This is a genomic window from Pseudomonas sp. X4 (genome assembly GCF_040784925.1).
Lineage (GTDB): Bacteria > Pseudomonadota > Gammaproteobacteria > Pseudomonadales > Pseudomonadaceae > Aquipseudomonas > Aquipseudomonas putida_Z.
In genome coordinates this window covers 28,452-54,174 of sequence record NZ_CP160798.1, presented here as the reverse complement: position 1 = coordinate 54,174, position 25,723 = coordinate 28,452, and the positions used below count along the sequence as shown (strand labels likewise).

The following is a 25,723-nucleotide window of genomic DNA, read 5'->3' as shown; positions in this document are numbered from 1 at the left end:
CCTGAAGAAGTCAGCGCCCGCGCCGCCGCGACACCCGCGCCTCGATGTTCTTGCGCCCGATCAGCAGCGGCGGCTTTTCCACTACCGGCTCGTCCGCCAGCCACTTGTACATCACCAGGCAGTCCACCAGCCCCAGGCGGGCATGGCGGTAGGCCTTGGGCAGACGGCCAACGGTTTCGAAGCCCAGCTTGTGCCACAGCGCCACTGCCACCTCATTGGTGGCCACCACCGAGTTGAACTGCAGGGCCAGAAAACCTTCCTGGCGCGCCTGTTTCTGTGAGTGCTCGCACATCAAGCGCGCGACGCCGCGGCCGCGTGCCGCTTCACAGACCATGTAGCCGCAATTGCCCACGTGCCCACCAGGCCCGGCGGCATTGGCCTTGAGGTAATACGAACCCAGCAGCTCGCCGTCTTCCTCGGCCACGAATGTGCGCACGGGCAGTTCCAGCCACAGCTGGCGGGCCTGATCGAAGCTGAGGGCCGGGTCGAATGCGTAGGTTTCACGGGCCTGTACGACGGCCTGGAAGGTGGGCCAGAAGTGTTCGAAGTCTTCCGGTGTCATGGGGCGGATGTGGATCATGCGGGTTCCTGCAAGGGCTGGGCCGCCCAGTCTGGGTGGCGCGGCGCCGTCGCGCAAGGGCGGCGACGCCATTTTCGCTCAGCCGTTGGCCTTGCCCACCGCATCCATGGCACGTGCCGAGTAGACCAGCGCGGCACCGGCGTTCATCGCCACGGCCACGCCAAGGGCCTCGGCGATTTCCTCGCGGCTGGCGCCGTGCTTGACGGCCTGCTGCGAATGCACCGCGATGCAGCCATCGCAGCGTGTGGTCACGGCCACGGCGAGGGAGATCAGCTCGCGGGTCTTGGCGTCCAGGTGGTTGGTCTTGGCCCCTGCACCGCTGGCGGTCATGTAGCCGGCCACGGTGTCAGGGGAAAGCTGCTTGAGATCGCCGATGCCGGCCATCAACTGCTTACGGTAGGCGTCCCAGTCCATCATGCTCATCGTCTTCACCTTGGGGAGGTTGCGAGTGGAGCTTTCAGGCTAGTCGAAGAGTGGAAAGTGTGAGGCTTGTACTTTGGTTGGTTGCGCGCAGGCCTTTTGGCTGCGCGCAACCACACCGATCAGATGTAGATGAACACCAGCACCAACGCCGCGACGAATGCCCACTTCTCCAGGTAGTAACGCGTGCGGTTGCGCTTCTTCATCGCCTTGCCACGTTCGCGGATCTTGTAGATGCGGGTGAACAGCCGGTTGATGCCACCGGTCTTGTCGCCGGCATCGTTGGGTGCGGCGGCAGCGGCCATGACGTTGCGGCTGAACCAGCGGTTGAACGCGGTCGCCCAGCGGTACTTGAGCGGGCGTTCAACGTCGCAGAACAGGATGATGCGGTTGTGCTCGGTGGTATTGGCCGCGTAGTGGATGTAGGTCTCGTCGAAGACCACGCCCTCGCCATCGCGCCAGGAATACTTCTCACCGTCCACGTCGATGTAGCAACCGTCGTCGTTCGGCGTGTCCAGGCCCAGGTGGTAGCGGTACGAACCGGCATACGGGTCACGGTGGCGCACCAGCTTGGCGCCCGGCGGCAGGGTGGCGAACATGGCGGCCTTGACCGTGCCGATGCCTTTGAGCAACTCGGTGGTGCGTGGGCACAGGGTCATCGCCGACGGGTGGCTTTCGCCGTACCACTTCAGGTAGAAGCGCTTCCAGCCGGTCTTGAAGAATGAGTTGAAACCGACATCATCGTAATTGTCGGACTTCTTGATTTCGCCCACATGCAGCAGCTGTTGGGCTTCCTCGCGGATCTCCTGCCAGTGGTCCTGCAGCGTCTGCAGTTCCGGAAAGGCCTCTACCGGCAGGTAAGGCTTGGCCGGGTGCCTGGAAAACAGGTACAGGAAGCTGTTGACCGGGGCCAGGAAGCTGGAGTGGTCGCCCAACTGACGGGTCAGCTTGTGGCGAACGCGACCGCGCAGGTGAACATAGGCGATCGAGAGGACGAAGATGAGGACTAAGGCGATTTTCATGGGCGGATACGTCAAGTAATGGCCATGCGTGATGGCTAAGCCCGCCAGCATAAACAATCGAGCCGATGCTTTGTAGGAGAATGTTACCCAACGATGGCAGACCTTGGTACAAGCGTCACCGCTGTACCAAGGTCTGCATGGCGATGCATCAGTCCAGAATAACCTCGATGCTGCCATCGGTGATGCGATGGTCCTTGCCATCGTAGCTGATGACATAATCAGTGAATGTGGCGGTCAGGGTCCTGTTCTCCACGTTCCACTCATGCTGCAGGCGGCCCCCGTTCATGGGAAAGCCCAAACCGCCAATCAAGAAGAGCAAGCGTGCATGTTGTTCATTGAACAGCATCAGGATGCCCTGGGAAACGTTGTCCACTTGCTGTCTGGCGGAGAGTTGGATGCGCCCGTCCTGAAGTTCCTTGAATGTGATGGTTTGAGCGTCAAGGTTGCCCAGCGAGGGGAAAATGGCGGGGTCGAGGTTGGCGGTGACCTGGCCGCTGCCGGGGATGTAGCGCGTAGCATGGTCGGCCAGCGACAAGGACAGCGAGCCATCCACGATATCGACCTGGCCCATGGTGTCTACGATGGTGAAGTGGAACGTTGCCACTAGCGCCTTGGTAGTCTGATCCATCTGGACAATTCGGATTTCCCCTTCGGTCGCCCAGCCTGAGCGGCCAATCGAACTCGAGCCGAAATAGGCGTTGATCTCGGCTTTCTCGCCTGGACCGATCTTGTGGGATTCGCCTGTTACCAGGCGGCTTTCCGGGATATTCATCATTATGAAGCTATGAACGTTCTCTGAATTATCCTTTGTAGTGAGGGGCAAAGAACGAGCAGTTGCCAGAACTGATATTTGTATCTACCTCATTAGCTTCGAACGTGTATACACGCTGGCTCCACTTCAGTGTTGCTTGCATGGCAGGCTGGGTATTCCGTGTTTGCTGGTGCTGTTTCATGGCCGTATCTATGTGATTGAATTGAGGCCTCAGCGTATGGTTTGGGTGCCTGCCCGCGAAACTGACAGACCTGCGGGTTTCCCAACGCATCAGTACGTGCTTTGCCATCTCGAGGAGCGGCACGATGACACCGGTCAGCGGACGAATCGAAAAACCATTCAAGCGCCTGTTCTTCGCGTTGCCGGTGAGCGATGCCCAGCGCCGCGCCCTGGCCCAGTGGCGACGTGGCCTGGGCCTGCGCAGCGGCAAGCCAGTGCCGGCCGCCAACTTCCATGTGACGCTGCTGTTTCTCGGCGATGTGGATACCGCCCATGTGCCTGCGATTTGCGCGGCGGTCGACCAGCTGGCGCTACCGGCCACGGCACCACGGCTGTTGCTGGACCGCCTGCAGGTGTGGCAGCGGGCCAGCGCCCTGGTGCTGGAGGCGCAACAGACCCCACCGGCCCTGTTGCAACTGGTGTACAGCTTGCAGCAGGCGCTGCTGCCGTTGGGTGGAAGCGGCCGACCGCGAGTATCGCCCGCACCTGACGCTGGCCAGGGATTACCGCGGCCAGCCGCCAGAAGCCAGCAGCGCGCCGGATTTCTACCTCGCCGCCCGCCATTTCACACTGTACGAGTCGCGCAAGGGCGCTTACTGGCCATTGGCGCAATGGCCGCTTTCAAGCTGATTCAGGCCATGGCCTCGCAGCTTGCGAACATCTGCTCGCCCAGCGTGCGTGCAGTGTGCAGATGCGCTGCCGGGGCTGCTCTGCAGCCCATCGCCGGCAAGCCGGCTCCCACATCGACCGCATCGGTTTCAAGCCATGTGCAGTCCCTGTGAGAGCCGGCTTGCCGGCGATGAGGCCCTGACAGGCCATGCAAGACAGTTGCAGCTATCTCGACCGCATTGACCTCAAGGGCTTTGCTATCCCTGTGGGAGCCGGCTTGCCGGCGATGGGGCCCTGACAGGCCATGCAAGACAGTTGCAGCTATCTCGACCGCATTGACCTCAAGAGCTTTGCTGTCCCTGTGGGAGCCGGCTTGCTGGCGATGGGGCCCTGACAGGCCATGCAGGACAGTTGCAGCTATCTCGACCGCATTGACCTCAAGAGCTTTGCAGTCCCTGTGGGAGCCGGCTTGCCGGCGATGAGGCCAGGGCAGGCCATGCAAGACAGTTGCAGCTATCTCGACCGCATTGACCTCAAGAGCTTTGCTGTCCCTGTGGGAGCCGGCTTGCCGGCGATGAGGCCCTGACAGGCCATGCAGGACAGTTGCAGCTATCTCGACCGCATTGACCTCAAGAGCTTTGCTGTCCCTGTGGGAGCCGGCTTGCCGGCGATGGGGCCAGGGCAGGCGATTACACTGGCAGGCTCTGGTACGGCAATTCATCCCCCGGGCTGCGGTCGAACTGGCGCTTGTACTCGCGGCTGAACTGCGAGGTGCTCTGGTACCCCACCCGGTGCGCGGTCTGCGCCACCCCCAGGCCTTCGCCGATCAGCATCTGCTGCGCCTTTAGTAGCCGCAGGCGCTTGAGGTACTGCATTGGTGCCATGTCGGTGCAGCGCTTGAAGTGCTCGTGGAAGGTCGAAACGCTCATGTTGGCGCGCGCGGCCAGCGCTTCCACGCTCAGCGGCTCGGTGTAGTGTTCGCGCAGGTGGGCAAGGGCGGCGCCGATGCGGGCGAAGTGCCCTTGTTGCTCCACCAGCGCCCGCAACACGCCCGCCTGTGGGCCGCGCAAGGCGGTGTACAGCACCTCGCGTACCCGCGCCGGCCCCAGCACCTTGGCGTCCACTGGGTCCTGCAGGCAGCGCAGCAGCCGTTCCACGCATTCGCGCATCGGTGCATCGAGTGCCGCGGAGGTCATCGACTGCGGGGTTTGCGCCTGCACCGCGGCATCCGGCGCCAGGGCCATGCTTTGCACCAGTTCACCCAGCACGCCGCGGTCGATGTCCACTGCCACGCCCAGCAATGGAGCTTCGGGGGTGGCGAAGGTTTCGCACATGAACGGCACCGACAGTGCCTGCACCAGGTAATGCCCGGCGCCGTACTCCAGGGTACGCGGCCCCAGGCGCGCCAGCTTGCTGCCCTGGGCCAGGATCATCAGGCTGGGTTCGTAGATCTGCGGGCTGCTGGCCACATAGTGGTCCCAGCTCAGCACCTGCACCTGGGGCAGGTGCGTGGGCACGAAGCCCGGGCGCGTGGCGAGGCTGCGGATCAGTGTGCAAAGCGGCGCATTGGCGTCGACGTGGCGGGTCAGTTGCATGATGGACCAGGGCAGAGGATCAGACAGTCTGATCATCGCAGAATGAACGCTCGGCGCCAGGTGCTGCATGGCATCTTCGGAGAATCAGGCATCGATGCCGGAGAATCAGCCGTGGGCGAGGCGGCGCATGGCGCGCAGAATGCGCCGCCTGAATCGTTTCACTTCATAGCGAGGCCCTGCATGTACACCGCCATCGGTTACGCCGCCCAGACCCCCACCAGCCCTCTGGCTCCCATGACCTTCGAGCGTCGCAGCCCGCGCCCTGACGACGTCGCCATCGATATCCTGTACTGCGGCGTGTGCCACTCCGACATTCACCAGGCGCGCAACGAATGGGGCATTGCCGTGTACCCGCTGATGCCGGGCCACGAGATCATCGGCCGCGTCACCGCGGTGGGCGACAAAGTGACCGCGCACAAGGTCGGCGACCTGGTCGGCGTTGGCTGCATGGTCGACTCGTGCCGCCACTGCGAAGCCTGTGCCAAGGACCTGGAGCAATACTGCCTGGAAGGCCCGACCATGACCTACGCCACCCCGGACCGGGTCGACGGTAGCAACACCATGGGCGGTTACTCCAGCAGCATCGTGGTCAGCGAGCACTTCGTGGTGCGCATCCCGGCCGGCATGGACCTGCCCAGCGCCGCGCCAATCCTCTGCGCTGGCATCACCACCTATTCGCCGCTCAAGCACCACGGTGTCGGCCCCGGTCACAAGATCGGCATCCTCGGCATGGGCGGCCTGGGCCACATGGCCATCAAGCTGGCCAAGGCTCTGGGCGCGGAAGTGACCCTGTTCACCCGTTCCCAGGCCAAGGCCGAGGAAGCCCGTCGCCAGGGTGCCGACCATGTGATCGTGTCCACCGATGCCGAGCAGATGCACGCCGCGGCGGGCCGTTTCGACTTCCTGCTCGACACCATCCCGGTGCAGCACGACCTCAACCCGTACCTGGAAACCCTGAAATTCGATGGCGTGCACATCCTGGTCGGCCTGATCGAGCCGATCGACCCGGCGGTGCATGCGGCCAATCTGGTGATGAAACGCCGGGTGCTGGCGGGGTCGTTGATCGGTGGTATTGCCGAGACCCAGGAAGTGCTGGATTTCTGTGCCGAGCACGCGATTCGTTGTGATATCGAGTTGCTGGATATCCGCAATATCAACCAGGCGTATGAGCGGATGATTGCCGGGGACGTGAAGTACCGGTTCGTGATCGATATGGCTACTTTGCAGGGCTGATTGGTTGCCTGCCCCGGCCTCTTCGCGGGCTCGCCCGCTCCCACAGGTACTGCACAGACTTCGTAAGCTGTGATTTACCTGTGGGAGCGGGCGAGCCCGCGAATAGGCCAGTACAGGCAATGAAGATGCTGGATCTGTTACCAGGCCAATGCCCTGTCCCAGCCTTTCCAGAACAACCACCGCCGTACCTCGCCATGCGCCCCGGTACCGATCTGCCAGGCCGGCCGCCCGTTGTCTAGGACAATCACCGAAACGAACCCGGCATGGCTCGCCGCTACCAGCGTACGCCCGTCCGCACTGATATCCAGCGCACTGATGGTCGACCCCAGGTAATGCTGCCAATGCTCCATGCCGTCTTCGCCAAATGCCCGCAGGTAACCATAGGCATCCCCCACGATGTACTCCCCGTCGCGCGCCACGCCGGCATACACCCGTGCGCCATCCTGTACCAGCGGGGTACGCGGGTCCTGGCTGTAGTAGTCGGTATCCAGCCCCGGCAAGTCGGCCACCCTGACAGCCAGCGTGGCACCGCTGTAGAAATGGCAGGCGTTGACCACCAACTGGTCACCCGCGCGGTTGAACAGCGCAAAGTGCGGATACTCGCTGGCCGGGCCGATTGCTGCCACGGGCCTGAGCTGGTCGTCCAGCACCAGGTGACGGCTGCCTTGCTCGCCGACCACGATCAACCGGCCATCCGCCGACACCGCACCGTGCTCCATGCTCAGCCCGAGGCTGATGTCGTCGGGGTCGGTGCCTTCGTCCAGCTCGTCGAGCACCCGCGCCTGGTGCGGCAGCAGGCGGGTCGCGCCGTGGCGCGTCAGCAGGAAGATACCCTCGGCACTCACCAGCAGCACCCGCTGGCCATCCGGGAAGGGGATCAGCGCGGTCGGCGTGGGCGGCAGGTCGAATGGCTCGAACGGGTAACCCGGCGGCAACCCCTCCAACCCCGTGGGCCAGGCCAGGCGCAGCACCTGCGGGCCGCCCCAGCCATCGGTCACGCGTATGCCCTCGGCATTGGCCAGGGCGAAATAGCGGCGGGCCGGGCAGCGGCCGAAGTGATCGACGCCGATCACCGGGGTCACCCCGAGAGGGTCGATGCGCACCACCTGGCCTTTGTCATGCGGCATGCCGATACGTGCCAGCAGGCTGCCATCCTCCAGCAGCAGGACGTTGCCGATGCCTTGCCCGTGCTCCTTGATCAGCGGCAGCAATGGGTGGTGGGCGGGTGGCCAGGCTTCGCGGAAGGCTTGCTGCTCGAAGGCTTCTACGCCAGGCCGGTTGGCTGCTTGCAGGGCTTGCAGCCAGGCATCGAGCAAATGATCGGTGGCTTGCGGCAGGGGCTCTTCGAGGTCATCCCAGCCTTGCGCGCGGCCCTGCGCGACATAGTCGTTGACGGCCTGGGCATAGGCGGTGACCGCCTGCTGCCACTGTTGCTGCTGGGAGTGCTGCTGGTCCATGAGCGGATCGGGCTCCTTGTTGCATACGCGTTCGCACAAAGCGCGCATGTTACTCCTTCTGCCCGCCTCGCGGTTGTGAGCCCCCGGCTTGACGCGTACCATGCCGGGCATTCCTTCCAATAACAAAGCGTGCGTCCACACCCCGGCAAGCGGGTGGCTGGCGTGCGTCCTGTTGCTTTGCCTGCGGAGAAGCGGTTTGCACCCATGAACGGACCCACACCCACCAACATGCCACCCACGGCGGGTAGCGGCAGCTGGCTGAGCGTCATTGCCCTGGCCCTGGCGGCCTTCATCTTCAACACCACCGAGTTCGTCCCGGTGGCGCTGCTCAGCGACATTGGCCGCAGCTTTGACATGAGCACCGCGCAGGTCGGCCTGATGCTGACCATCTACGCCTGGGTGGTGGCGCTGGCCTCGCTGCCGATGATGCTGCTGACCCGCAACATCGAGCGGCGGCGCCTGTTGCTGTTCGTGTTCCTGGTGTTCATCGTCAGCCACCTGCTGTCGTGGCTGTCACAGAGCTTTGCCATGTTGCTGGTCAGCCGCATCGGTATTGCCCTGGCGCATGCGGTGTTCTGGGCTATCACGGCTTCCCTGGCGGTGCGCGTGGCGCCGCCAGGGCAGCAGGCCAAGGCGCTGGGCCTTTTGGCCACTGGCACCACCCTGGCCATGGTCCTGGGCATTCCGCTGGGCCGCGTGGTGGGCGAGGCGCTGGGCTGGCGCATCACCTTCCTGAGCATTGCCGGGGTGGCGCTGGCGACCATGCTGTGCCTGATGAAGTCGCTGCCGCTGCTGCCCAGCCAGAACTCGGGCTCGCTGCGCAGCCTGCCGATCCTGTTCAAGCGCCCGGCGCTGGTGATCACCTATGTGCTGGTGACGCTGGTGATTACCGCGCAGTTCACTGCCTACAGCTACATCGAACCGTTCGCCCTGCACGTGGCGCAGATAGGCGGTGAGCGCACCACGCTGTTGCTGCTGCTGTTCGGCGGTGCCGGGGTGTTCGGCTCATTGCTGTTCAGCCGTTACAGCGACCGCTTCCCGCATGGCTTCCTGGTAGGGTCGATCGGCCTGCTGGCGGCGTGCCTGTTGCTGCTGTTGCCGCTGTCGGGCAACTTCTACATGTTTGCCGCGTTGAGCATGTTCTGGGGTGTGGCGATCCTCAGCTTCAGCCTGTCGCTGCAGTCCAAGACCCTGAAACTGGCGTCCGATGCCACCGATGTGGCCATGGCGCTGTTCTCGGGTATCTACAACATCGGTATTGGCGGTGGTGCGTTGCTGGGCAGTATCGTCAGCAGCCAGCTGGATGTGGCGGATATCGGCCTGGTGGGCGGTAGCGTGGCGGTGGCCGGGTTGCTGCTGGCTGTGGCCAGCACCCGGCGGTTCCGCGAGGCGCTGGGGGCAGGGCATTCCTGAATGACCGTGCTGTTTTTCGCGGGCACGCCCGCTCCCACAGGTACTGCATCAACTTCAGGCGCGATGCTGTACCTGTGGGAGCGGGCGTGCCCGCGAAGAGGCCGGTACTGGCAATAGCGGGCTCAAGCCAGTACGGCAGCCCACGCAGAAATCAACAACACCCCCGCCAACACCTGGTTGAACACCCGCAACCGCCGCGGTGCCTGCAACCATCGCGCGCTGCCCACCCCCAGCAGCGCCCAAGCCGCCATGCATGGCAGGGCAATCAGCAAGAACACCAGCGCCAGTTGCCATACCGGCAACGACGGCGCGGCAAACACCCCGGCCACCGCCACGGCCATCAACCACACCTTGGGGTTCACCACCTGCAACGAGGCCGCACTGAGTGCACTGAAGCCTTGCGCCGTGGCCGCCTGCAGCGGGGCGGCAGCACTGCGCAGCATCTTCCACGCCAGCCAGCTCAACCACAAAACCCCGGCCCAGCTCATCAACTGCTGGGTCAGCGGGTGGCGCAGCAGCAGTTCACCCAGCCCCAGGCCCACCATCAGCACGATCGCTGCTGCTGCACCGCAGGCCGCCACGATCGGCGCCAGGCTCGCGCGCAGGCCAACGCGGGCGCCATGGGCGAGAATCAACAGGTTGGTCGGCCCCGGGCTGATGCTGGACACCAGGGCAAACAGGATGAAGGGCAACAACGACTGCGACATGATCAAGGGCTCCGGATAAACGAAGCACCATGCTCGCTGCCTGCCGCCTTTCAGTCTGGAAGGTTTGAGCAGCGCCTGCGGTAGTCGGCCGGGGTCAGCTGGTAGGCACGGCGGAACCAGCGCCCCAGGTGGCTCTGGTCGGCAAAGCCCAGGGCCATGGCCACTTCGGTTGGTGTCTGGCCTCGGGCGAGCAGGCGCCGCGCCCGGGCCAGGCGCAGCTGGATCAGATAGGCATGCGGCGCCAGGCCGAATGCGGCCTTGAACGCGCGGGTCAGGCGGAAGCGGTCGATGCCACAGGCCTGGGCCAGGTCTTCCAGGCCGATGTCGCGCTCCAGGTTGGCGTGCAGGTAATCCCGTGCGCGCTGCGCGGTCAGCGGCAGGCGCGGGTCCGGGTTCAGGCGTCGGCGCCAGTGCAGGTGGCGGGTCAGGCAGGCCAGCAGGTCGTCCATGGCCGTCTGCCGGACAATGCGCAAGTCCTGGGTATGCACGGCCTGGAAGGCGAGGGCAGTGGCACGCGCCAGGCGCTCATCGTGGCACAAGGTATCGGCGAAGCTGGGCAGGCTGTCGCCTGGCGCGTGTTCGAACAGTGCCCGCAGTTGGCTGTCCACCCAGGTGGGTTCCAGGTACAGCGTCGAATAGGTGAAGCCGTCCTCGGTGGGCGCATGGCCGTCATGGATTTCACCGGGCTCCAGCAGGAACACGTGCCCCGGCGTGCTGCGATGGCGTACTCGCCGGCAATCGAATTGCTGCACGCCCTGCTCGGTAACGCCAACCAGGAAGCTGTCGTGCCAGTGCGGGTCGTAGGCATGCCCGACGAAATGCGCGCGGACCGACTCGATGCCGGTGTCGGCGTCTTGCTTGAGGTCGATCCAGTTGCTCATGGGGGCGTGCCGTGGCAGAAATCGCTACCTTAGCGCAACGGCCAGGCTCAGTCTGGAACGATTGTGCAGCCGTTGGCCAGCGCCCGGTTACGCAAGGCCTCGAAGCGTTCGCGCAGCCACAGATGCAGTTGCGCCACTGCGGGCGTGAGCTGCTTTCGGTGCGGGCACACCAGGGTGACCGGGGCGGGTTCACCAAAGTGCTCGGGTAGGATGATTTCCAGTTCGCCGGCCGCGATGTTGGCGCTTACGTCCAGCCACGACTTGTAGACGATGCCTTCGCCCTGCAAGGCCAGGCGGCGGATCACGTCGGCATCGTCGCTGATCAGCGGCCCACGCACCTGCACGGTGCGGTTGCCCACCCGCCACTTGTCGTAGACCCGGTTGTGCTGCATATACAGCAGGCAGGCATGCTGCTGCAGGGCGTCGGGCGTGAGGGGGCGGCCGTGACGGGCCAGGTAATCGGGCGCCGCCACCAGCACCCGGCGGTTCCAGTTCGCCAGCGGCAGGGCAATGTAGTTGGCGTCCTGGTTGAGGCCGTAGCGGATCGCCACATCTACCGGGTCGCGGTTGAGGTCGGCAATCTGGTCAGACAGGAAGAAGCGAAGGTGCAGGGCCGGGTGCTCGCGGCGGAAGGCGCTCAGCCACGGCAGCAACATGTTGCGGCCCAGGTCGGACGGTGCCGAAACCTGCAGAGTACCGCGCAGGGTGTTGGCGTTGCCATGCAGGTCTTCACGCCCCTGGCGCAGGCTCTCCAGCACATTCAGGGCAGTCGGCAGGTACAACTCGCCTTCGGCGGTCAGGCGCAGGCTGCGGGTAGTGCGGGCGAACAGGCGCACATCCAGGTCGCGCTCCAGGCGCTTGATCGCGGCGGCCACCTGCCCCGGCAGCAGTTCGGCCTCATGGGCGGCGGCGGTAAAGCTGCCCAGCACGCTGCTGCGGACGAACAGTTCGAGGTCGGCGATGCGCAGCATTTTCACTCCAGGGATGAAAGTGTTGCTGCATTGTGCCGGTTTTTCTTTTCTGCAGGAAAGATAAGATGCCCGGCAAATCCTCTGTTCATTCCCGGAGTTGTTGCATGGATACCGTCTCGCTGGCCAAGCGCCGCTACACCACCAAAGCCTACGATGCCTCGCGCCGCATTCCCCAGGCGACTGTCGATGCCCTGCTCGAGCAACTGCGCCATAGCCCTTCCTCGGTCAACTCGCAGCCGTGGCATTTCATCGTTGCCGACAGCGCCGAAGGCAAGGCTCGCCTGGCCAAGAGCACCACAGAGCGCTATGCCTACAATTCGCCGAAGATCCTCGATGCCTCGCATGTGATCGTGTTCTGCACCCGAACCGAGATGACCGAAGCGCACCTGGATGCCGTGCTCCACCAGGAAGGCGCCGATGGCCGCTTCCGCGATGAGCAGGCGCGTGCCGGGCAGAACCAGAGCCGCCGGCATTACGTCGACCTGCACCGCTTTGACCAGAAGGACGTGCAGCACTGGATGGAAAAGCAGACCTACCTGGCGTTGGGTACTGCTTTGCTGGGGGCTGCGGCACATGGGCTGGATGCCACGCCGATCGAAGGCTTCGACAGCAAGATTCTCGATGCCGAGCTGGGCTTGCGCGAGCGTGGGTTCACCAGTGTGGTCATTCTCAGCCTGGGCTATCGCAGCGAGGCGGACTTCAACGCTGGCTTGAACAAGTCGCGGTTGCCGGCTTCGCAGGTGTTCACCTTCCTGTGAGATACCCGGGGCCGCCCTGCGGCCCTTTCGCGACGCAAGGCCGCTCCCACAGGATGGCATCGCCTTCAAGGCTTTCACAGGCCTCATGGACTGGCATATGTCCGGCATATGCCGCATACTTGTCGGCAAACGCCGGAAAGGAGAGCGCCATGCTTGCCGAAGTGCTTCGCGACAACGGTTACCACGAGTACCGGGCGCGCCTGCATGCACTGCTGGAAATCCCCGAACTCGCCAGTGACTTCGAAATTCACACCCGCATCACCCATGGCTTCGCTGCCACCTGGCTGGTGAAACTGACCGAACTCGGCGTGTTCACCCCTGTGGAGCGTGACCAGATCATTCCCCTGCGCACGCTGAAAACCCGCATCGAACGTGACCAGCCACTGACCGTGGAAGAAAGCGACCGGCTGTTCCGCTCGGCCCATATCACCGCCATGGCCGAAGCCGTGTTCGGTGAGGCGGGCAAGGCCAAGCGCTGGCTGTCCAAGCCCAAGGAGCGCTTCTCGGGGCTGACGCCGATGCAGATGCTCACCACCCAGCAGGGCACCACCCAGGTCGAAGAGATGTTGCTGCAGATCGCCGAGGGCTTCGGCCTGTGATTCTGTGGCGTATCAGCGCCTATGCAGACTTGAGCGGAACGGGCGGCTTGCGTGTCAGCGGCCGCTGGCACCAGGCGGGCCGGCCAGTGGTGTATGCCGCCACCAGCCCAGCCGGGGCAATGCTGGAGGTGCTGGTGCACCTGGAGATCGACCCTGAGGATTTCCCCACCACCATGCGGCTGCTGCGTATCGAGTTGCCCGACACCGTTTCGCAAGCGCAGTTGCCCGCCTTGCAGCCTGGCTGGTCGAGCCAGACCGAACTGACCCGGGGCCTGGGCAACCGCTTTCTGGATGAGTGCTCGGCATTGCTGCTGCCGGTGCCGAGCGCGATCATGCCCAGCACCACCAATTACCTGTTCAACCCGCGCCATCCGCAGGCAAACAGCGCCAGGCTCAAGGTCGAGGACTTCACCCCGGACAGCCGGCTGTTCTAGGGCCGGTTCACCAAAGTGCCGCTGATGCCGCTGTCAGCACCCGGCCAAACACTTCGAGGGCCTTGTCCACTTCAGCCTCGTTGCTGAAACGCCCGATGCTCAGGCGCACGCTGTTGCGTGCCTGGTGTTCATCCAGCCCCAGCGCGAGCAGCACATGCGAGGCCGCATTGCTCGCCGAGTTGCAGGCCGAGGTAGTCGACAACGCCAGCTCGCTGGCCAGCGCCGCGCTGTTGAAGCCCTTGCTGTCGATACACAGGTTCAGCGTATGGGGAATGCGCTGGTTGGCGCAGCCGTTCAGGGTGACGCCGGGCAGGGCCAGCAGGCCTTCGCGCAGGCGCCTGGCCAGTTGCTCGAGGCGCAAGTGTTCGCTGTCGCCGGGCTGGCCGGCCAGGGCAAAGGCGCTGCCCATGCCGGCAATCTGGTGGGTCGCCAGGGTGCCGGAGCGCAGGCCTTGCTCATGGCCGCCGCCGTGCATCTGCGCACGCATCAGCGTGCGGGCGCGTGGCCCGACGTAGAGCGCACCGATGCCCTTGGGCCCATACACCTTGTGCGCCGAGAACGACATCAGGTCCACGGCCATGGCGCTCAGGTCGATGGCCAGTTTGCCCACCGCCTGCGCCGCATCCACGTGCAGCAGGGCACCGTGGGCACGTACCTGTTCGCCAATCGCGGCAAAGTCGGTGATCGTGCCCAGTTCATTGTTCACCGCCATCAGCGATACCAGGCGGGTGTCGGCGCGCAACGCTGCCTGCACCGCCGCAGGCTGAATCAGGCCGACGGCATCCGGTGCCAGGCGGGTAACGGCCCAACCCTGGCGCTCCAGTTCGGCCACCGTGTCGAGCACGGCCTTGTGTTCCAGCTGGCTGGTGATCAGGTGCCCGGGTTTACCGAGGCCCTGGGCAATGCCCTTGAGCGCCAGGTTGTTGGACTCGGTCGCACCTGAGGTCCAGACCAGTGCATCGGCCTGTGCGCCGACGCGTTCGGCCACTTGCTGGCGGGCCTGCTCCACGGCGTGGCGGGCGGCCTGGCCGAAGGCATGGCCACTGGACGCCGGGTTGCCGAAGTTGGCCTGGCTGCCAAGGCAGGCGAGCATGGTTTCGATGACCCGGTCGTCGACCGGAGTGGTGGCGGCGTAATCGAAGTAGAGCGGGGCGCTGGGCATTGGGGCGGGTCCGTTTCTGTCGCCGTGAAATCGGCGATCGTTGGAGCAAGCGTACCCGCTGCTCGAGAGATATTTTTCGCTTCCGCCGGCTCTATTCTCAGGATGCGCAATAAAAATTTCTCTCTATTGAGCTTTTCCTGGAAAATTTTTCTCCGCATCGCGAGGGGCTCAGCAAAGGCCCCTCGTCAGCCTCTTCAGGCTGGTGCCAAGGCCCTCTCTTCCTCGGCAACCACACGTTCGCACAACTCGGTGATCTGCTCGCGCATCCAGCGGTTGGCCGGGTCCTGATCGGTGCTTTCATGCCAGTACAGGTGCGTTTCCAGCGCAGGCACCTCCACCGGCAGTGGCTGGTAACGCAACTGATGACGACGGGCGAAGCGCTCGGGGACGGTCATCGCCATGTCGGTCTGCTGCAACACCTGCGAGGCCATCAGGTAATGCTGCGAGCGCAAGGCAACCTTGCGCTGCACGCCCATCTTGCCCAGGGCCAGGTCGACATAGCCCAGGCCGTTGCGTCGGCTGGAAATATGGATGTGGGTCATGCCCAGGTAGTTGTCGAGGGTCAGCTTGCTGTCGGCCAGCGGGTGGCCCTGGCGCAGGGCGCAGACATAGCGGTCTTGCATCAGTTTGACGTGGCGTACCTGCGGGTCGGTGTTCAACGGTGCGTCGATGGCGAAGTCCAGGCGGCCGGCGGCGAGTTCCTTGGTGGTCTCGCGGCGCTTGCACAAAAAGCTTTCGATCAGCACCGCCGGCGCCAGGCGGCGCAAGCGCTGGAACAGCGGCGGCAGGATCACCGCTTCGGTCAGGTCGGTCATGCTGATGCGGAAGGTCTTGTTGGCCTGTTGCGGGTTGAAGATGCGGCTTTCCTGCACCGAGGTGCGCAGCAGTGCCAGGGCGTTGCGCACCGGGCCGATGATGTTCTGCGCCATGGGCGTGGGCACCATGCCTTGCGCGGTACGCACGAACAGCGGGTCGTTGAAGGTTTCGCGCAGCCGCGAAAGGGCGTTGGACACTGCCGGCTGGGTGATGCCGACGATCTGCCCGGCGCGGGTCAGGTTGGCTTCGGTGTAGATCGCATCGAACACGATGAACAGGTTGAGGTCGACCTTGCTGAGGTTCATGGGCGCCGCTCTTTGTTGGAATTATTGGCCGATCATATATCGGTTATGAATGTTTATACACGCGGAAAATAGACTAGGTGGATGGGGTCATGCTGCTCTAGGCTCTGGCCCATGTACTCCGAACCGTGAAGGTAGCCCAGATGGATTTCGCCTATTCGCCCAAGGTCCAGGCACTGCGTGAGCGCGTCAGCGCGTTCATGGACGCCTATGTCTACCCCGCCGAGGCGGTGTTCGAGCGCCAGGTCGCCGAGGGCGACCGCTGGCAGCCCACCGCGATCATGGAAGAACTCAAGGCCAAGGCTCGCGCTGAAGGGCTGTGGAACCTGTTCCTGCCCGAATCGGAATACGGTGCCGGCCTGAGCAACCTGGAATACGCCCCGCTGGCAGAAATCATGGGCCGTTCGTTGCTCGGCCCGGAGCCGTTCAACTGTTCGGCGCCAGACACCGGCAACATGGAAGTGCTGGTGCGCTATGGCAGCGAAGCGCAGAAGCGCCAGTGGCTGGAGCCGCTGCTGCGTGGCGAGATCCGATCGGCGTTCGCCATGACCGAACCGGACGTGGCCTCCTCGGATGCCACCAACATGGCCGCCACCGCAGTGCGTGACGGTGACCAATGGGTAATCAACGGCCGCAAGTGGTGGACCTCCGGCGCTTGCGACCCGCGCTGCAAGGTGATGATCTTCATGGGCCTGTCCGACCCTGAAGGGCCACGCCACCAGCAGCACTCGATGGTGCTGGTGCCCACCGATGCGCCTGGGGTGAAGATCGTCCGCCCGCTGCCGGTGTTCGGCTATGACGATGCTCCCCATGGCCACGCCGAGGTGCTCTTCGAGAACGTGCGGGTGCCGTATGAGAACGTGATCCTGGGTGAGGGCCGTGGCTTCGAGATTGCCCAGGGGCGCCTTGGCCCCGGCCGCATTCACCATTGCATGCGCTCGATCGGCATGGCCGAGCGCGCGCTGGAACTGATGTGCAAGCGCTCGGTGGAGCGTACCGCCTTCGGCCGGCCACTGGCGCGTCTGGGCGGCAACGTCGACAAGATCGCCGACTCGCGCATGGAGATCGACATGGCCCGGCTGCTGACGTTGAAAGCGGCGTACATGATGGACACGGTCGGCAACAAGGTCGCCCGCAGCGAGATTGCGCAGATCAAGGTAGTGGCGCCGAACGTGGCACTGAAGGTGATCGACCGGGCGATCCAGATTCATGGCGGGGCAGGGGTAAGTGGCGATTTCCCGCTGGCGTACATGTACGCCATGCAGCGCACCTTGCGCCTGGCCGACGGGCCGGATGAAGTGCACCGGGCGGCGATTGGCAAGTATGAGATTGGCAAGTACGTGCCGGCGGAGATGATGCGTAGCGGGCGGTAATTTACCGGCTTGTTCCGGCCTCTTCGCGGGCTTGCCCGCTCCCACAGGTACTGTGCCGCCTCCAAGCTGTGCGCAATACCTGTGGGAGCGGGCAAGCCCGCGAAGAGGCCCTTGAAGGCTCACTCTGGATGGTCAGACCCGCATCTGCGGGTCTTCCTCCTTCTCGCTGACTGTGCGATCGGCATTTGAAGGCTGTCTGGATTGAGCACCCTTGATTTCCGGCTTCTCCCCTCGCGTCTTGACCAGCGAAACCACCACCCCACCCAGCAACAACCCGAACGTCACCCCCAACGAAAGCAACGCTGGCACCTTGCCCACCATGCCGTGGTAGAAGATCTTGCAGCCAATGAAGATCAGCACCAGCGCCAGCGCGTACTTGAGGTAAACGAACCGGTGCATCAGCGCCGCCAGCGCAAAATACAGCGAGCGCAAGCCGAGGATGGCGAAGATGTTCGAGGTATAGACGATGAACGGGTCCTGGGTGATGGCGAAGATTGCCGGGACGCTGTCGACGGCGAATACCAGGTCGGCCAGTTCGATCAGCACCAGCGCCATGAACAGCGGGGTGGCATGGCGTAGCGCCTTGTGCTGCCCGGGCGGGGTCTGCTGCACGAAGAAGTGCGAGCCGTGGATCTGCTCGGTGACCCGCATGTGCCGGCGCACGAACTTCAGGATCGGGTTGTTGGCCAGGTCGGGGCGGCTGTCCTCCTTCGACAGCGCCATCTTCACCCCGGTAAACAGCAGGAAGGCACCGAAGATATACAGTACCCAGGCGAAGTTCTGCACCAGCGCCGCGCCCACGCCGATCATGATCGCCCGCAGGAACACCACCCCGAGGATGCCCCAGAACAGCACGCGGTGCTGGTAGCGGCGGGGGATGGCGAAATAGCTGAAGATCATCGCCATGACGAACACGTTGTCCATCGACAGCGACTGCTCGACCAGGAAGCCGGTGTAGAACTCCAGCGCCGACTGCGCGCCCAACTGGTACCAGACCCCGGCGCCGAACAGCACGCCGACGCTGAAATAGCCCGAATACAGCAGCAGGCTCTCGCGCATTTCGATTTCCCGGTCGTGGCGGTGCAGCACGCCCAGGTCGAGTACCAGCAAACCGATGACGATGGCCATGAACACCAGCCACAACCAGGCGCTGGTACCGAGGAACGGGGTGGTGAGGAATGTCTGTAGAGCTGTCATGAGCCCCTCCTTCAATGTCGACGTTGCATGGCAACAGTGATCCGACATGGCGGCCTGGCAGCCGTCAGAGGGGCCCGGTATCACATGGGCTTGAGCCTAGACCCGTTTGCCGGTGATGCCGAATGGGGAGCTGTTACATTTCTTTGCCAGGGCACTCCTACCCGGTCAGGCCAGAGCAGGCCTATCGTTCAATAAACCCACACCTCCACCCGGCGATTACGCAGTCGCCCTTGCTCCAGTTCGTTCCCTGCCACTGGCAGTTCATCCCCCATCCCCGTCACCTCCAGCACCTCCACGCCATCGCGCGCCAGCTCACGGCGCACCGCCTGGGCCCGCAGGCGGGAGAGCAGGGCGGCGCGACCGGGTGTCTCCTTGGGGTCGCCAAAGCCCACCAGCACCGCCTTGCGCCGCAACTTGCCCGCTTGGCGCAGGTAGTCGGCCACCCGCTGCACATCGCGCAGGGCCTTGTTGTCGAGGCTGGCGCTGCCTTCCTGGAAGCGGAAGTTAACGCTCAACCGCTGCGCCTGCTGGGCGAGGGTGCGATAGCGCGGCGGCATGTCGGCCTGGGGGGCTACAGGTTGGGCCTCGATCTGCTGCGCAACGAAACCCTGCTGGGCGACGATCGCCTGGCCCGCCGGGCTCTGAGCGAAATCGGCCAGGGCCTTGGCCTGGGGCTTGGGGTTGGCCGGCAGGTAGAAGTACAGGCGCCGCGATAGCGGGTAATCCTCGCTGGCCACCAGTGCACGCTCCGGCAGCATGGCCGGCGCGTCACCTTCGGCCACCGCCAGCACCTTGGCCCCATGCACCGCCGCCAGGCTGCTGAAACCGATGGCCTGGCGGTCGGTGCTCACTCGCGCGGCCAGCTCGTCGCTGGACTCGAAGCGTTGGGCCTTGGGCGAAAGCTCGCCGTGCTGAGGCTCCAGCACCAGTGCCTTGAAGGTCTCAAAGGTACCGGAGCGGTCGTCACGGGCGTACAGGTGGATGGCCCCACCGGCAACACCCAATTGCTCCCAGCGCTGGATCTGCCCGGCAAAAATCTGTGCCAGTTGCCCTGTGGTGAGCTGTGGCAGCGGGTTGTCGGGGTGAACGATGACGGCGACGCCATCCAGGCCGATGACCTGTTCGGCGGCAGCGGCGCGCAGGTCGCCCAAAGCCTGCAGTTGGCTTGCTTCGTTGTCGTTGATCGGCCGCGACGCGGCGGCCAGGTCGGCCTCGCCATGGCCCAGGGCGACGAAGCCGGTGCTGGAACCGTGTGCGGCGATGTCGATGCGCAAAGGCTGGCCACGCGTATCGCGAGCGGTGATGACAGTCTCATTGGCCAGCGTGCCCGGGTATTGTTCGATGGCGGTAGCTTGCTGTGCGCGCAGTTGCCCTTGCACCAGCGCTGGCAGCAAGGCCGCGCCGATGGTGTTGGAACCTTGCACGCGCAGGTGAGCGGGCTCGGCCAGGGTCGCCAGCGGCAGCAGAGTGAGCAGCAAGACAAGCAGACGGGGCATGCCGGAAGGCCTATGGCATAGAGATGGCCGGCAGATTACGACAGTGGCGTGATGATAATGTGACAGTCCATGGGGCAGTGGGCTTTGCCTGATGCTTGTAAGTTCGCGTCAATGGGGCTGCTGTGCAGCCCATCGCCGGCAAGCCAGCTCCCACAGGGCCCTTGCCAATCCTGAAACCTGCGCTGTAACTATGGGAGCTGGCTCGCCGGCGAAAGGGCCGCAAAGCGGCCCCAGCGGTATCAATGCGCCCCGGCAGACTTGCTCAGGTCACTTTCTGCCCACTCGGTATAGATGCACGCATCCGCCACCGCCCAGCGCACCTTCACAGTATCCCCCGGCTGCATCGGCATGCCCGCCGCCGACAAAGCCTTGACCGTCAGCTCGGTACCGCCCGCAGTCACCACATGGCAGGTCTGGCTCTCGCCCAGGAACAGCACTTCGCCAACCTTGGCGCTGACCTCGTTCCAGCCCGCCGGCAGCGGCTCGCGCGCGGCCTGTTCGGCGGTCAGGGCCAGGGCCTTTTCCGGGCGCACCATGATCAGTGCGTCCTGCGAGGCGGCCAGGCCCGGGGTCAGGCGGATGGCTACCGGCTGTCCCTCGAAGCTGCCCGCGCCATTGCTGCTGGCCTTGATCCGCAGGAAGTTGGAGTTGCCCAGGAACGAGGCGACGAAGGCATTCGGCGGGTTCTGGTACAGGTCGTAACCGGTGCCCAGGCCGACGATCTTGCCATGGCTGAAGATGGCGATGCGCTGGGACAGGCGCATGGCTTCTTCCTGGTCGTGGGTGACGTAGACGATGGTGATGCCCAGGCGCCGGTGCAACTGGCGCAGTTCATCCTGCAGGTCTTCGCGCAGTTTCTTGTCCAGCGCGCCGAGCGGTTCGTCCATCAGCAGGATGCGCGGTTCGTACACCAGCGCCCGGGCAATCGCCACGCGCTGCTGCTGGCCACCGGACATCTGCGACGGCTTGCGGTGGGCGAACTTCTCCAGCTGCACCAGCTTGAGCATGGCATCGACGCGCTTGCTGGTTTCGCTGGCGCCGAGCTTGCGAATGGCCAGCGGAAAGCCGATGTTGTCGCGCACGTTCAGGTGCGGGAACAGCGAATAGCGCTGGAACACCATGCCAATGTCACGCTTGTGCGGCGGCACGTTGACCAGTGACTGGCCCTCGACCAGGATCTCGCCGCTGCTCGGTGTTTCGAAGCCGGCCAGCATCGACAGGGTGGTGGACTTGCCCGAGCCGCTGGAGCCGAGGAAGGTCAGGAACTCGCCGTCCTGGATTTCCAGGTCGAGGTTGTCCACGGCGGTGAAGTCGCCGTAGTGCTTGTTCAGGCCGCGCAGGCTGACCAGGGTCTTGCCGTGCGCGTTGTCTTTGATCACTGCACTCATTGTTGTTTTCTCCGCGCGCTCAGGCGTTGGCTTCGGTGCGCCGGCGCAAGGCGGCGGCAATGAACATGACAAGCAGCGACAGGCCGATCAGCAGGGTCGAGGCCACGGCGATGACCGGGCTGAGGTCCTGGCGCAGGGTGGTCCACATCTTCACCGGCAGGGTCTGCAGGTCGGGGCTGGCCATCATCACGCTCAGCACCACTTCATCCCACGACACCAGGAAGGCAAACAGGCCGCCGGCGATCATCCCCGGGCGAATGGCCGGGAAGGTCACCTTGAAGATCGCCTGCAGGCGCGAGGCGCCGCAGATCACCGCGGCATCCTCGATCGACTGGTCGAACAGCTTCAGCGAGTTGATGATCGAAATGATGGTGAAGGGCAGGGCGACGATCACGTGGCTGACCACGAAGGCGAACAGCGTGCCGGTGTAACCGAGCTTGAGGAACAGCGCGTACACCGCCACGGCAATGATCACCAGCGGCACGATCATCGGCATGGTGAACAGCCCGTACAGCAGCTCGCGGCCGGGGAAGCGGCCACGCACCAGGGCAAACGCGGTGGGCAGGCCGAGCAGCACGGCGGCGATGGTGGTCAGCACGGCCACCTTCAGGCTGGCCAGCGCGGCGTCCATCCACTCCGGGTTGGAGAAGAACTGACCGTACCACTTGAAGGTCCAGCCCGGTGGCGGGAACACCAGCCACTGCGACGAGCCGAACGACAGCAACACGATGAACACCACCGGCAGCAGCAGGAAGGCCGCGATGACCCCGGTGGTCAGGTACAGGCCCGTACGCAGCGGGCGGCCCATGGCATTGGGAGACAGGAGCATGGCGGTTTACCTCGCATTGCCAACCGGGGATTCCGGCTGCAGCTTCAGGTACAGGTAGAAGAGCACCAGGGTGATCACCACCAGCAGTGCGGCGGCGGCGCTGGCCAGGCCCCAGTTGAGGAACGACTGCACCTGCTGGATGATGAATTCGGGCAGCATCATGTTTTGCGCACCACCCAGCAGGGCCGGGGTGACGTAGTAACCTAGCGACATCACGAATACCATCAGTGCCCCGGAGAACAGCCCCGAGCGGCACAGCGGCAGGAACACCTTCCAGAAATTGGTCCACGGGCTGGCGCCGCAGATCGAGCCGGCCTGCAGCACCATCGGGTCGATGGCGTGCATGGTCGCCTGCAGCGGCAGCACGATGAACGGGATCATGATGTAGCTCATGCCGATCACCACGCCGGTCAGGTTGTGCACCATTTCCAGCGGGGCATCGATGATACCCATGGCCATCAACGCCTTGTTGATCACCCCCGAGCTCTGCAGCAGCACCAGCCACGAGTAGGTGCGCGCCAGCAGGCTGGTCCACATCGACAGCAGCACGATGTTCAGCAACCAGCGGCCCCAGCCCTTGGGCACCAGGGTAATTGCCCAGGCCAGCGGGAAGCCCAGCAGCACGCTGATCAGGGTGACCACGCCGGCCACCGAGAAGGTGTTGAACAGTACCCGCGCATAAGCCGAGTTGGCAAACAGCTGCTCGTAGTTGCCCAGGCCCGGCGTTGGCTCCAGCACCCCGCGCAGCAACAGGCCGGCCAGCGGGGCAAAGAAGAACAGGCCAAGGAACAGCAGGGCCGGCAGCAAATTGCGGCTGCCTTTCCAGCGCTGGCTCAGGCTGACGCGGCGGGGGGCCGTTCCCGGGGCGCCGGTGCCCGTGGGGGCACCTTGCGCGTTATGCAGGGCGTTGATGGCGACTTTCATTTGACCAACCACTCATTCCAGCGGGCTGCGATGGCCTGGCCGTTCTTGGCCCAGTAGGCGAAGTCGAGGGTGACCTGGTCCTGGGCGTAGGCGGTCGGAAGGTTCTGCGCGAGGTCTTTGTCCAGCTTGGCCACGCTGTCGACGTTCACCGGCGCGTAGGCAGTCTTGTTGGCGAACTCGGCCTGGCCTTCGGCACTGCTGGCGTTGGCCAGGAACTTCATGGCCGCGTCCTTGTTCTTGGCACCTTTGGGGATGACCAGGAAGTCGGCCATGACCAGGTTCTGCTTCCAGCTCACGCCCACCGGTGCACCGTCTTGCTGCAGGGCATAGACGCGGCCGTTCCAGAACTGGCCGAGCGAGGCTTCACCCGAGGCCAGCAGTTGCTGCGACTGGGCGCCACCGCCCCACCAGACGATGTCTTTCTTGATGGTGTCGAGCTTCTTGAAGGCGCGGTCCAGGTCCAGCGGGTACAGCTTGTCGGGGGCTACGCCGTCGGCCAGCAGGGCCAGTTCCAGTACGCCTGGGCTGGGCCATTTGTACAGGGCACGCTTGCCGGGGTAGGTCTTGGTGTCGAACAGTGCGGTCCAGTCCACCGGTTTGTTGGCACCGAGCTTGCCTTCGTTGTAGCCGAGCACGAAGGAGAAGAAGAACGAGCCGACGCCATGGTCGGAGACGAAGCGCGGGTCGATCTTGTCGCGCTTGATCTGGGTGAAATCGAGGGGTTCGAGCAGGCCTTCGCTGGCGGCACGCAGGGCAAAGTCGGCCTCGACGTCGACCACGTCCCACTGCACGTTGCCGCTCTCGACCATGGCCTTGAGCTTGCCGTAGTCGGTAGGGCCGTCCTGGACGACCTTGATATCGGTGGCTTTGGTGAAGGGTGCGGCCCACGCTTCTTTCTGGGCGTCCTGGGTGGTACCGCCCCAGCTGACGAAGTTCAGGCTGTCGGCGGCCTGGGCGGCCTGACATGCCAGGGTCAGCAGGCTGGCGGACAGCACTGCGGTTACACGTTTGCTCAACAGCATGGTTACGCCCTCGTTGCTTTTGTTATTCGAGGCGGGGCTTGTGGTGCGCCCGCCAACAGTGTTCGGGGAGCAGCTAAAACAAAGTGTCTTGTGGCCGTTTTTGATTGTAGGTGCCGGCCTGCAGATTCAAGGTCTACGGGATATCATATTATGGTATTCCAAACTTTTGGCAAGAGGTATGAGGCTACCGGCCATCACTCCGTCCTAGGTTTGGGCACATTGCTTATCAGGGAGATCGATTTGAACAGGGGTCTAAAAGCTTGCGCGGTCTGTGTGGGAGCGGGCGAGCCCGCGAACACGGGCGAAGCCCGTGCCATGCACCGCGGTGTCTGCTTCGCGGGCTCGCCCGCTCCCACAGGGTCCGTATATCAACCTGCGATCCCGGGCTCGAAGGGGATGCTTTGCACGACCTCCAGCTCATACCCCGCCAGCCCCGCATATTTCAGCGGTGGGCCCAGGTGGCGCAGCTTGCCCACGCCCAGGTCCTGCAGGATCTGCGCGCCTGTACCCACCTCCGAGTACACCTTCGATTGCCCACGCTGGTAAGGCCGCACCGGCTGGGTCAGCTGCGGCACGCGCTCCAGCAGCGCCTGCGAGGACTCATGGTTGGCCAGGATCACCACCACGCCGGCGCCTTCCTCGGCCACTTTCTGCAGCGCCGCCCATAGCGTCCAGTTGGCAGGGCCGGCGTATTCGGCGCCGACCAGGTCGCGCAGCGGGTCGATCACGTGCACCCGCACCAGGGTCGGCTGCTCGCGGCGGATATCGCCCATGACCATGGCCATGTGTACGCCACCTTCGATGCGGTCTTCGTAGGTGACCAGGCGGAAGGTGCCGTGCACGGTCGGCAGTTCGCGTTCGCCGATGCGCTTGATGGTCTGCTCGGTACTCAGGCGGTAGTGGATGAGGTCGGCGATGGTGCCGATCTTGATGCCATGCCGGGCAGCGAACACTTCCAGGTCCGGGCGACGGGCCATGGTGCCGTCGTCATTGAGCACTTCGACGATCACCGACGCCGGGGTGAACCCGGCCAGGCGCGCGAGGTCGCAGCCGGCTTCGGTGTGGCCTGCGCGCGTCAGCACCCCGCCTTCGCGGGCGCGCAGGGGGAAGATGTGTCCGGGTTGCACCAGGTCTTCGGGGCGGGCGTCGGGGGCCATGGCCGCCGCCACGGTACGCGCCCGGTCGGCAGCGGAAATACCGGTGGTAACGCCCGTGGCCGCCTCGATCGACACGGTGAAGGCGGTGCTGAACACGCTGCCGTTGGCCGGCACCATCTGCTCCAGGCCCAAGCGTTGGCAGTGATCGTCGGTCAGGGTCAGGCAGATCAACCCGCGCGCTTCACGGGCCATGAAGTTGATGGCCTGGGCGTCGCAACGCTCGGCGGCGATCAGCAGGTCGCCTTCGTTTTCCCGGTCCTCGTCATCCACCAGCAGGACCATCTTGCCTTGCCGGTAGTCCTCGAGAAGTTCTTCGATGGTGTTGAAAGCCATGTTGCACGCTCACTGTGGTGGGGTGATGATTATGGTATACCATCATACACAAAT

The 25,723-nt window shown here is 64.3% G+C and carries 24 protein-coding genes and 1 pseudogene; 7 read left to right on the top strand and 18 right to left on the bottom strand.

Going from position 1 to position 25,723, the window contains the following annotated elements; all coding sequences use genetic code 11:
- Window positions 1–10: 10 nt before the first annotated feature.
- The 4 genes from ABX298_RS00265 to ABX298_RS00250 form a co-directional block, all read right to left on the bottom strand.
- The gene (locus ABX298_RS00265) at window positions 11–580 is read right to left on the bottom strand and encodes a GNAT family N-acetyltransferase (RefSeq protein ID WP_084785218.1); all 570 of its coding nucleotides are present in this window, start codon (window positions 578–580) and stop codon (window positions 11–13) included.
- Between the two features lie 78 nt (window positions 581–658).
- A complete protein-coding gene (locus tag ABX298_RS00260; protein ID WP_013973174.1) occupies window positions 659–1,003 on the bottom strand; it encodes a carboxymuconolactone decarboxylase family protein in 345 nt (114 codons plus the stop codon).
- Between the two features lie 119 nt (window positions 1,004–1,122).
- A complete protein-coding gene (lpxO, locus tag ABX298_RS00255) occupies window positions 1,123–2,022 on the bottom strand; it encodes a lipid A hydroxylase LpxO (RefSeq protein WP_013973173.1) in 900 nt (299 codons plus the stop codon).
- A gap of 148 nt (window positions 2,023–2,170) precedes the next feature.
- On the bottom strand, window positions 2,171–2,797 hold the full coding sequence (locus ABX298_RS00250; RefSeq protein WP_367393914.1) for a hypothetical protein: 627 nt from the start codon (window positions 2,795–2,797) through the stop codon (window positions 2,171–2,173).
- A 302-nt stretch (window positions 2,798–3,099) separates the two neighbouring features.
- On the opposite strand from ABX298_RS00250, the pseudogene thpR reads away from it, so the two are divergent.
- Window positions 3,100–3,643: pseudogene (gene thpR / locus ABX298_RS00245) on the top strand (RNA 2',3'-cyclic phosphodiesterase).
- Between the two features lie 668 nt (window positions 3,644–4,311).
- Here the strand turns inward: thpR and ABX298_RS00240 are convergent.
- Window positions 4,312–5,217, bottom strand: coding sequence for an AraC family transcriptional regulator (locus tag ABX298_RS00240; RefSeq protein WP_054572090.1), 906 nt, complete (start codon window positions 5,215–5,217; stop codon window positions 4,312–4,314).
- Window positions 5,218–5,397: 180 nt separating this feature from the next.
- Here ABX298_RS00240 and calA point away from each other — a divergent pair, with 180 nt between their 5' ends.
- Window positions 5,398–6,450 carry a vanillin reductase gene (gene calA, locus ABX298_RS00235; protein ID WP_085615128.1) on the top strand — a complete coding sequence of 351 codons (1,053 nt, stop codon included), beginning with the start codon at window positions 5,398–5,400 and terminating at the stop codon, window positions 6,448–6,450.
- Window positions 6,451–6,587: 137 nt separating this feature from the next.
- Here calA and ABX298_RS00230 read toward each other — a convergent pair whose 3' ends face one another.
- A complete protein-coding gene (locus tag ABX298_RS00230) occupies window positions 6,588–7,907 on the bottom strand; it encodes a hypothetical protein (protein ID WP_075047005.1) in 1,320 nt (439 codons plus the stop codon).
- Between the two features lie 204 nt (window positions 7,908–8,111).
- On the opposite strand from ABX298_RS00230, the gene ABX298_RS00225 reads away from it, so the two are divergent.
- On the top strand, window positions 8,112–9,320 hold the full coding sequence (locus ABX298_RS00225) for a sugar transporter (RefSeq protein ID WP_367393913.1): 1,209 nt from the start codon (window positions 8,112–8,114) through the stop codon (window positions 9,318–9,320).
- Window positions 9,321–9,442: 122 nt separating this feature from the next.
- On the opposite strand, the gene ABX298_RS00220 is transcribed toward ABX298_RS00225, so the two are convergent.
- From ABX298_RS00220 to ABX298_RS00210, 3 genes are read right to left on the bottom strand one after another with little or no spacing between them, the layout of a single operon-like run.
- Window positions 9,443–10,027, bottom strand: a complete 585-nt coding sequence (locus ABX298_RS00220) for a LysE family translocator (protein ID WP_367393901.1) — start codon at window positions 10,025–10,027, stop codon at window positions 9,443–9,445.
- A 50-nt stretch (window positions 10,028–10,077) separates the two neighbouring features.
- Complete coding sequence (locus ABX298_RS00215; protein ID WP_025339652.1) at window positions 10,078–10,908, bottom strand: AraC family transcriptional regulator; 831 nt, start codon at window positions 10,906–10,908, stop codon at window positions 10,078–10,080.
- Window positions 10,909–10,955: 47 nt separating this feature from the next.
- Window positions 10,956–11,879: a LysR substrate-binding domain-containing protein gene (locus ABX298_RS00210; RefSeq protein ID WP_367393912.1), complete on the bottom strand. Its 924-nt coding sequence runs from the start codon at window positions 11,877–11,879 to the stop codon at window positions 10,956–10,958.
- A gap of 104 nt (window positions 11,880–11,983) precedes the next feature.
- Between ABX298_RS00210 and nfsB the strand changes: the two genes are divergently transcribed.
- The 3 genes from nfsB (at window position 11,984) to ABX298_RS00195 (ending at window position 13,670) form a co-directional block, all read left to right on the top strand.
- Window positions 11,984–12,637 (top strand): oxygen-insensitive NAD(P)H nitroreductase, encoded by a 654-nt coding sequence (gene nfsB / locus ABX298_RS00205; protein ID WP_367393900.1) that lies wholly within the window; start codon window positions 11,984–11,986, stop codon window positions 12,635–12,637.
- A gap of 149 nt (window positions 12,638–12,786) precedes the next feature.
- Complete coding sequence (locus tag ABX298_RS00200; protein WP_013973163.1) at window positions 12,787–13,236, top strand: antitoxin Xre/MbcA/ParS toxin-binding domain-containing protein; 450 nt, start codon at window positions 12,787–12,789, stop codon at window positions 13,234–13,236.
- The gene (locus tag ABX298_RS00195; RefSeq protein ID WP_025339649.1) at window positions 13,233–13,670 is read left to right on the top strand and encodes an RES family NAD+ phosphorylase; all 438 of its coding nucleotides are present in this window, start codon (window positions 13,233–13,235) and stop codon (window positions 13,668–13,670) included. Before ABX298_RS00200 ends, ABX298_RS00195 begins: the two co-directional genes overlap by 4 nt.
- A 7-nt stretch (window positions 13,671–13,677) precedes the next feature.
- Here ABX298_RS00195 and ABX298_RS00190 read toward each other — a convergent pair whose 3' ends face one another.
- Window positions 13,678–14,832, bottom strand: a complete 1,155-nt coding sequence (locus ABX298_RS00190) for a cysteine desulfurase family protein (protein WP_367393899.1) — start codon at window positions 14,830–14,832, stop codon at window positions 13,678–13,680.
- Window positions 14,833–15,026: 194 nt separating this feature from the next.
- Window positions 15,027–15,953, bottom strand: coding sequence for a LysR family transcriptional regulator (locus ABX298_RS00185; protein ID WP_025339647.1), 927 nt, complete (start codon window positions 15,951–15,953; stop codon window positions 15,027–15,029).
- Window positions 15,954–16,093: 140 nt separating this feature from the next.
- On the opposite strand from ABX298_RS00185, the gene ABX298_RS00180 reads away from it, so the two are divergent.
- Window positions 16,094–17,323 (top strand): acyl-CoA dehydrogenase, encoded by a 1,230-nt coding sequence (locus ABX298_RS00180; protein ID WP_013973159.1) that lies wholly within the window; start codon window positions 16,094–16,096, stop codon window positions 17,321–17,323.
- A gap of 132 nt (window positions 17,324–17,455) precedes the next feature.
- Here the strand turns inward: ABX298_RS00180 and ABX298_RS00175 are convergent, their stop codons facing one another.
- From ABX298_RS00175 to ribBA, 7 genes are all read right to left on the bottom strand, one after another.
- A complete protein-coding gene (locus ABX298_RS00175) occupies window positions 17,456–18,520 on the bottom strand; it encodes a TerC family protein (RefSeq protein WP_286100119.1) in 1,065 nt (354 codons plus the stop codon).
- A 188-nt stretch (window positions 18,521–18,708) separates the two neighbouring features.
- The gene (locus tag ABX298_RS00170; protein WP_274079876.1) at window positions 18,709–20,016 is read right to left on the bottom strand and encodes a substrate-binding domain-containing protein; all 1,308 of its coding nucleotides are present in this window, start codon (window positions 20,014–20,016) and stop codon (window positions 18,709–18,711) included.
- 239 nt (window positions 20,017–20,255) lie between these two features.
- A complete protein-coding gene (locus ABX298_RS00165; protein WP_075045597.1) occupies window positions 20,256–21,404 on the bottom strand; it encodes an ABC transporter ATP-binding protein in 1,149 nt (382 codons plus the stop codon).
- Between the two features lie 19 nt (window positions 21,405–21,423).
- Window positions 21,424–22,233, bottom strand: coding sequence for an ABC transporter permease (locus ABX298_RS00160; RefSeq protein ID WP_015270845.1), 810 nt, complete (start codon window positions 22,231–22,233; stop codon window positions 21,424–21,426).
- A gap of 6 nt (window positions 22,234–22,239) precedes the next feature.
- Entirely contained in the window at window positions 22,240–23,157 is a 918-nt protein-coding gene (locus ABX298_RS00155; protein ID WP_015270844.1) for an ABC transporter permease, read from the bottom strand.
- Window positions 23,154–24,179 carry an ABC transporter substrate-binding protein gene (locus tag ABX298_RS00150; RefSeq protein WP_025339643.1) on the bottom strand — a complete coding sequence of 342 codons (1,026 nt, stop codon included), beginning with the start codon at window positions 24,177–24,179 and terminating at the stop codon, window positions 23,154–23,156. The genes ABX298_RS00155 and ABX298_RS00150 overlap by 4 nt, the downstream gene beginning before the upstream one ends.
- Window positions 24,180–24,547: 368 nt before the next feature.
- Window positions 24,548–25,669, bottom strand: coding sequence for a bifunctional 3,4-dihydroxy-2-butanone-4-phosphate synthase/GTP cyclohydrolase II (ribBA, locus tag ABX298_RS00145; protein WP_085706298.1), 1,122 nt, complete (start codon window positions 25,667–25,669; stop codon window positions 24,548–24,550).
- Window positions 25,670–25,723 lie beyond the last annotated feature (54 nt).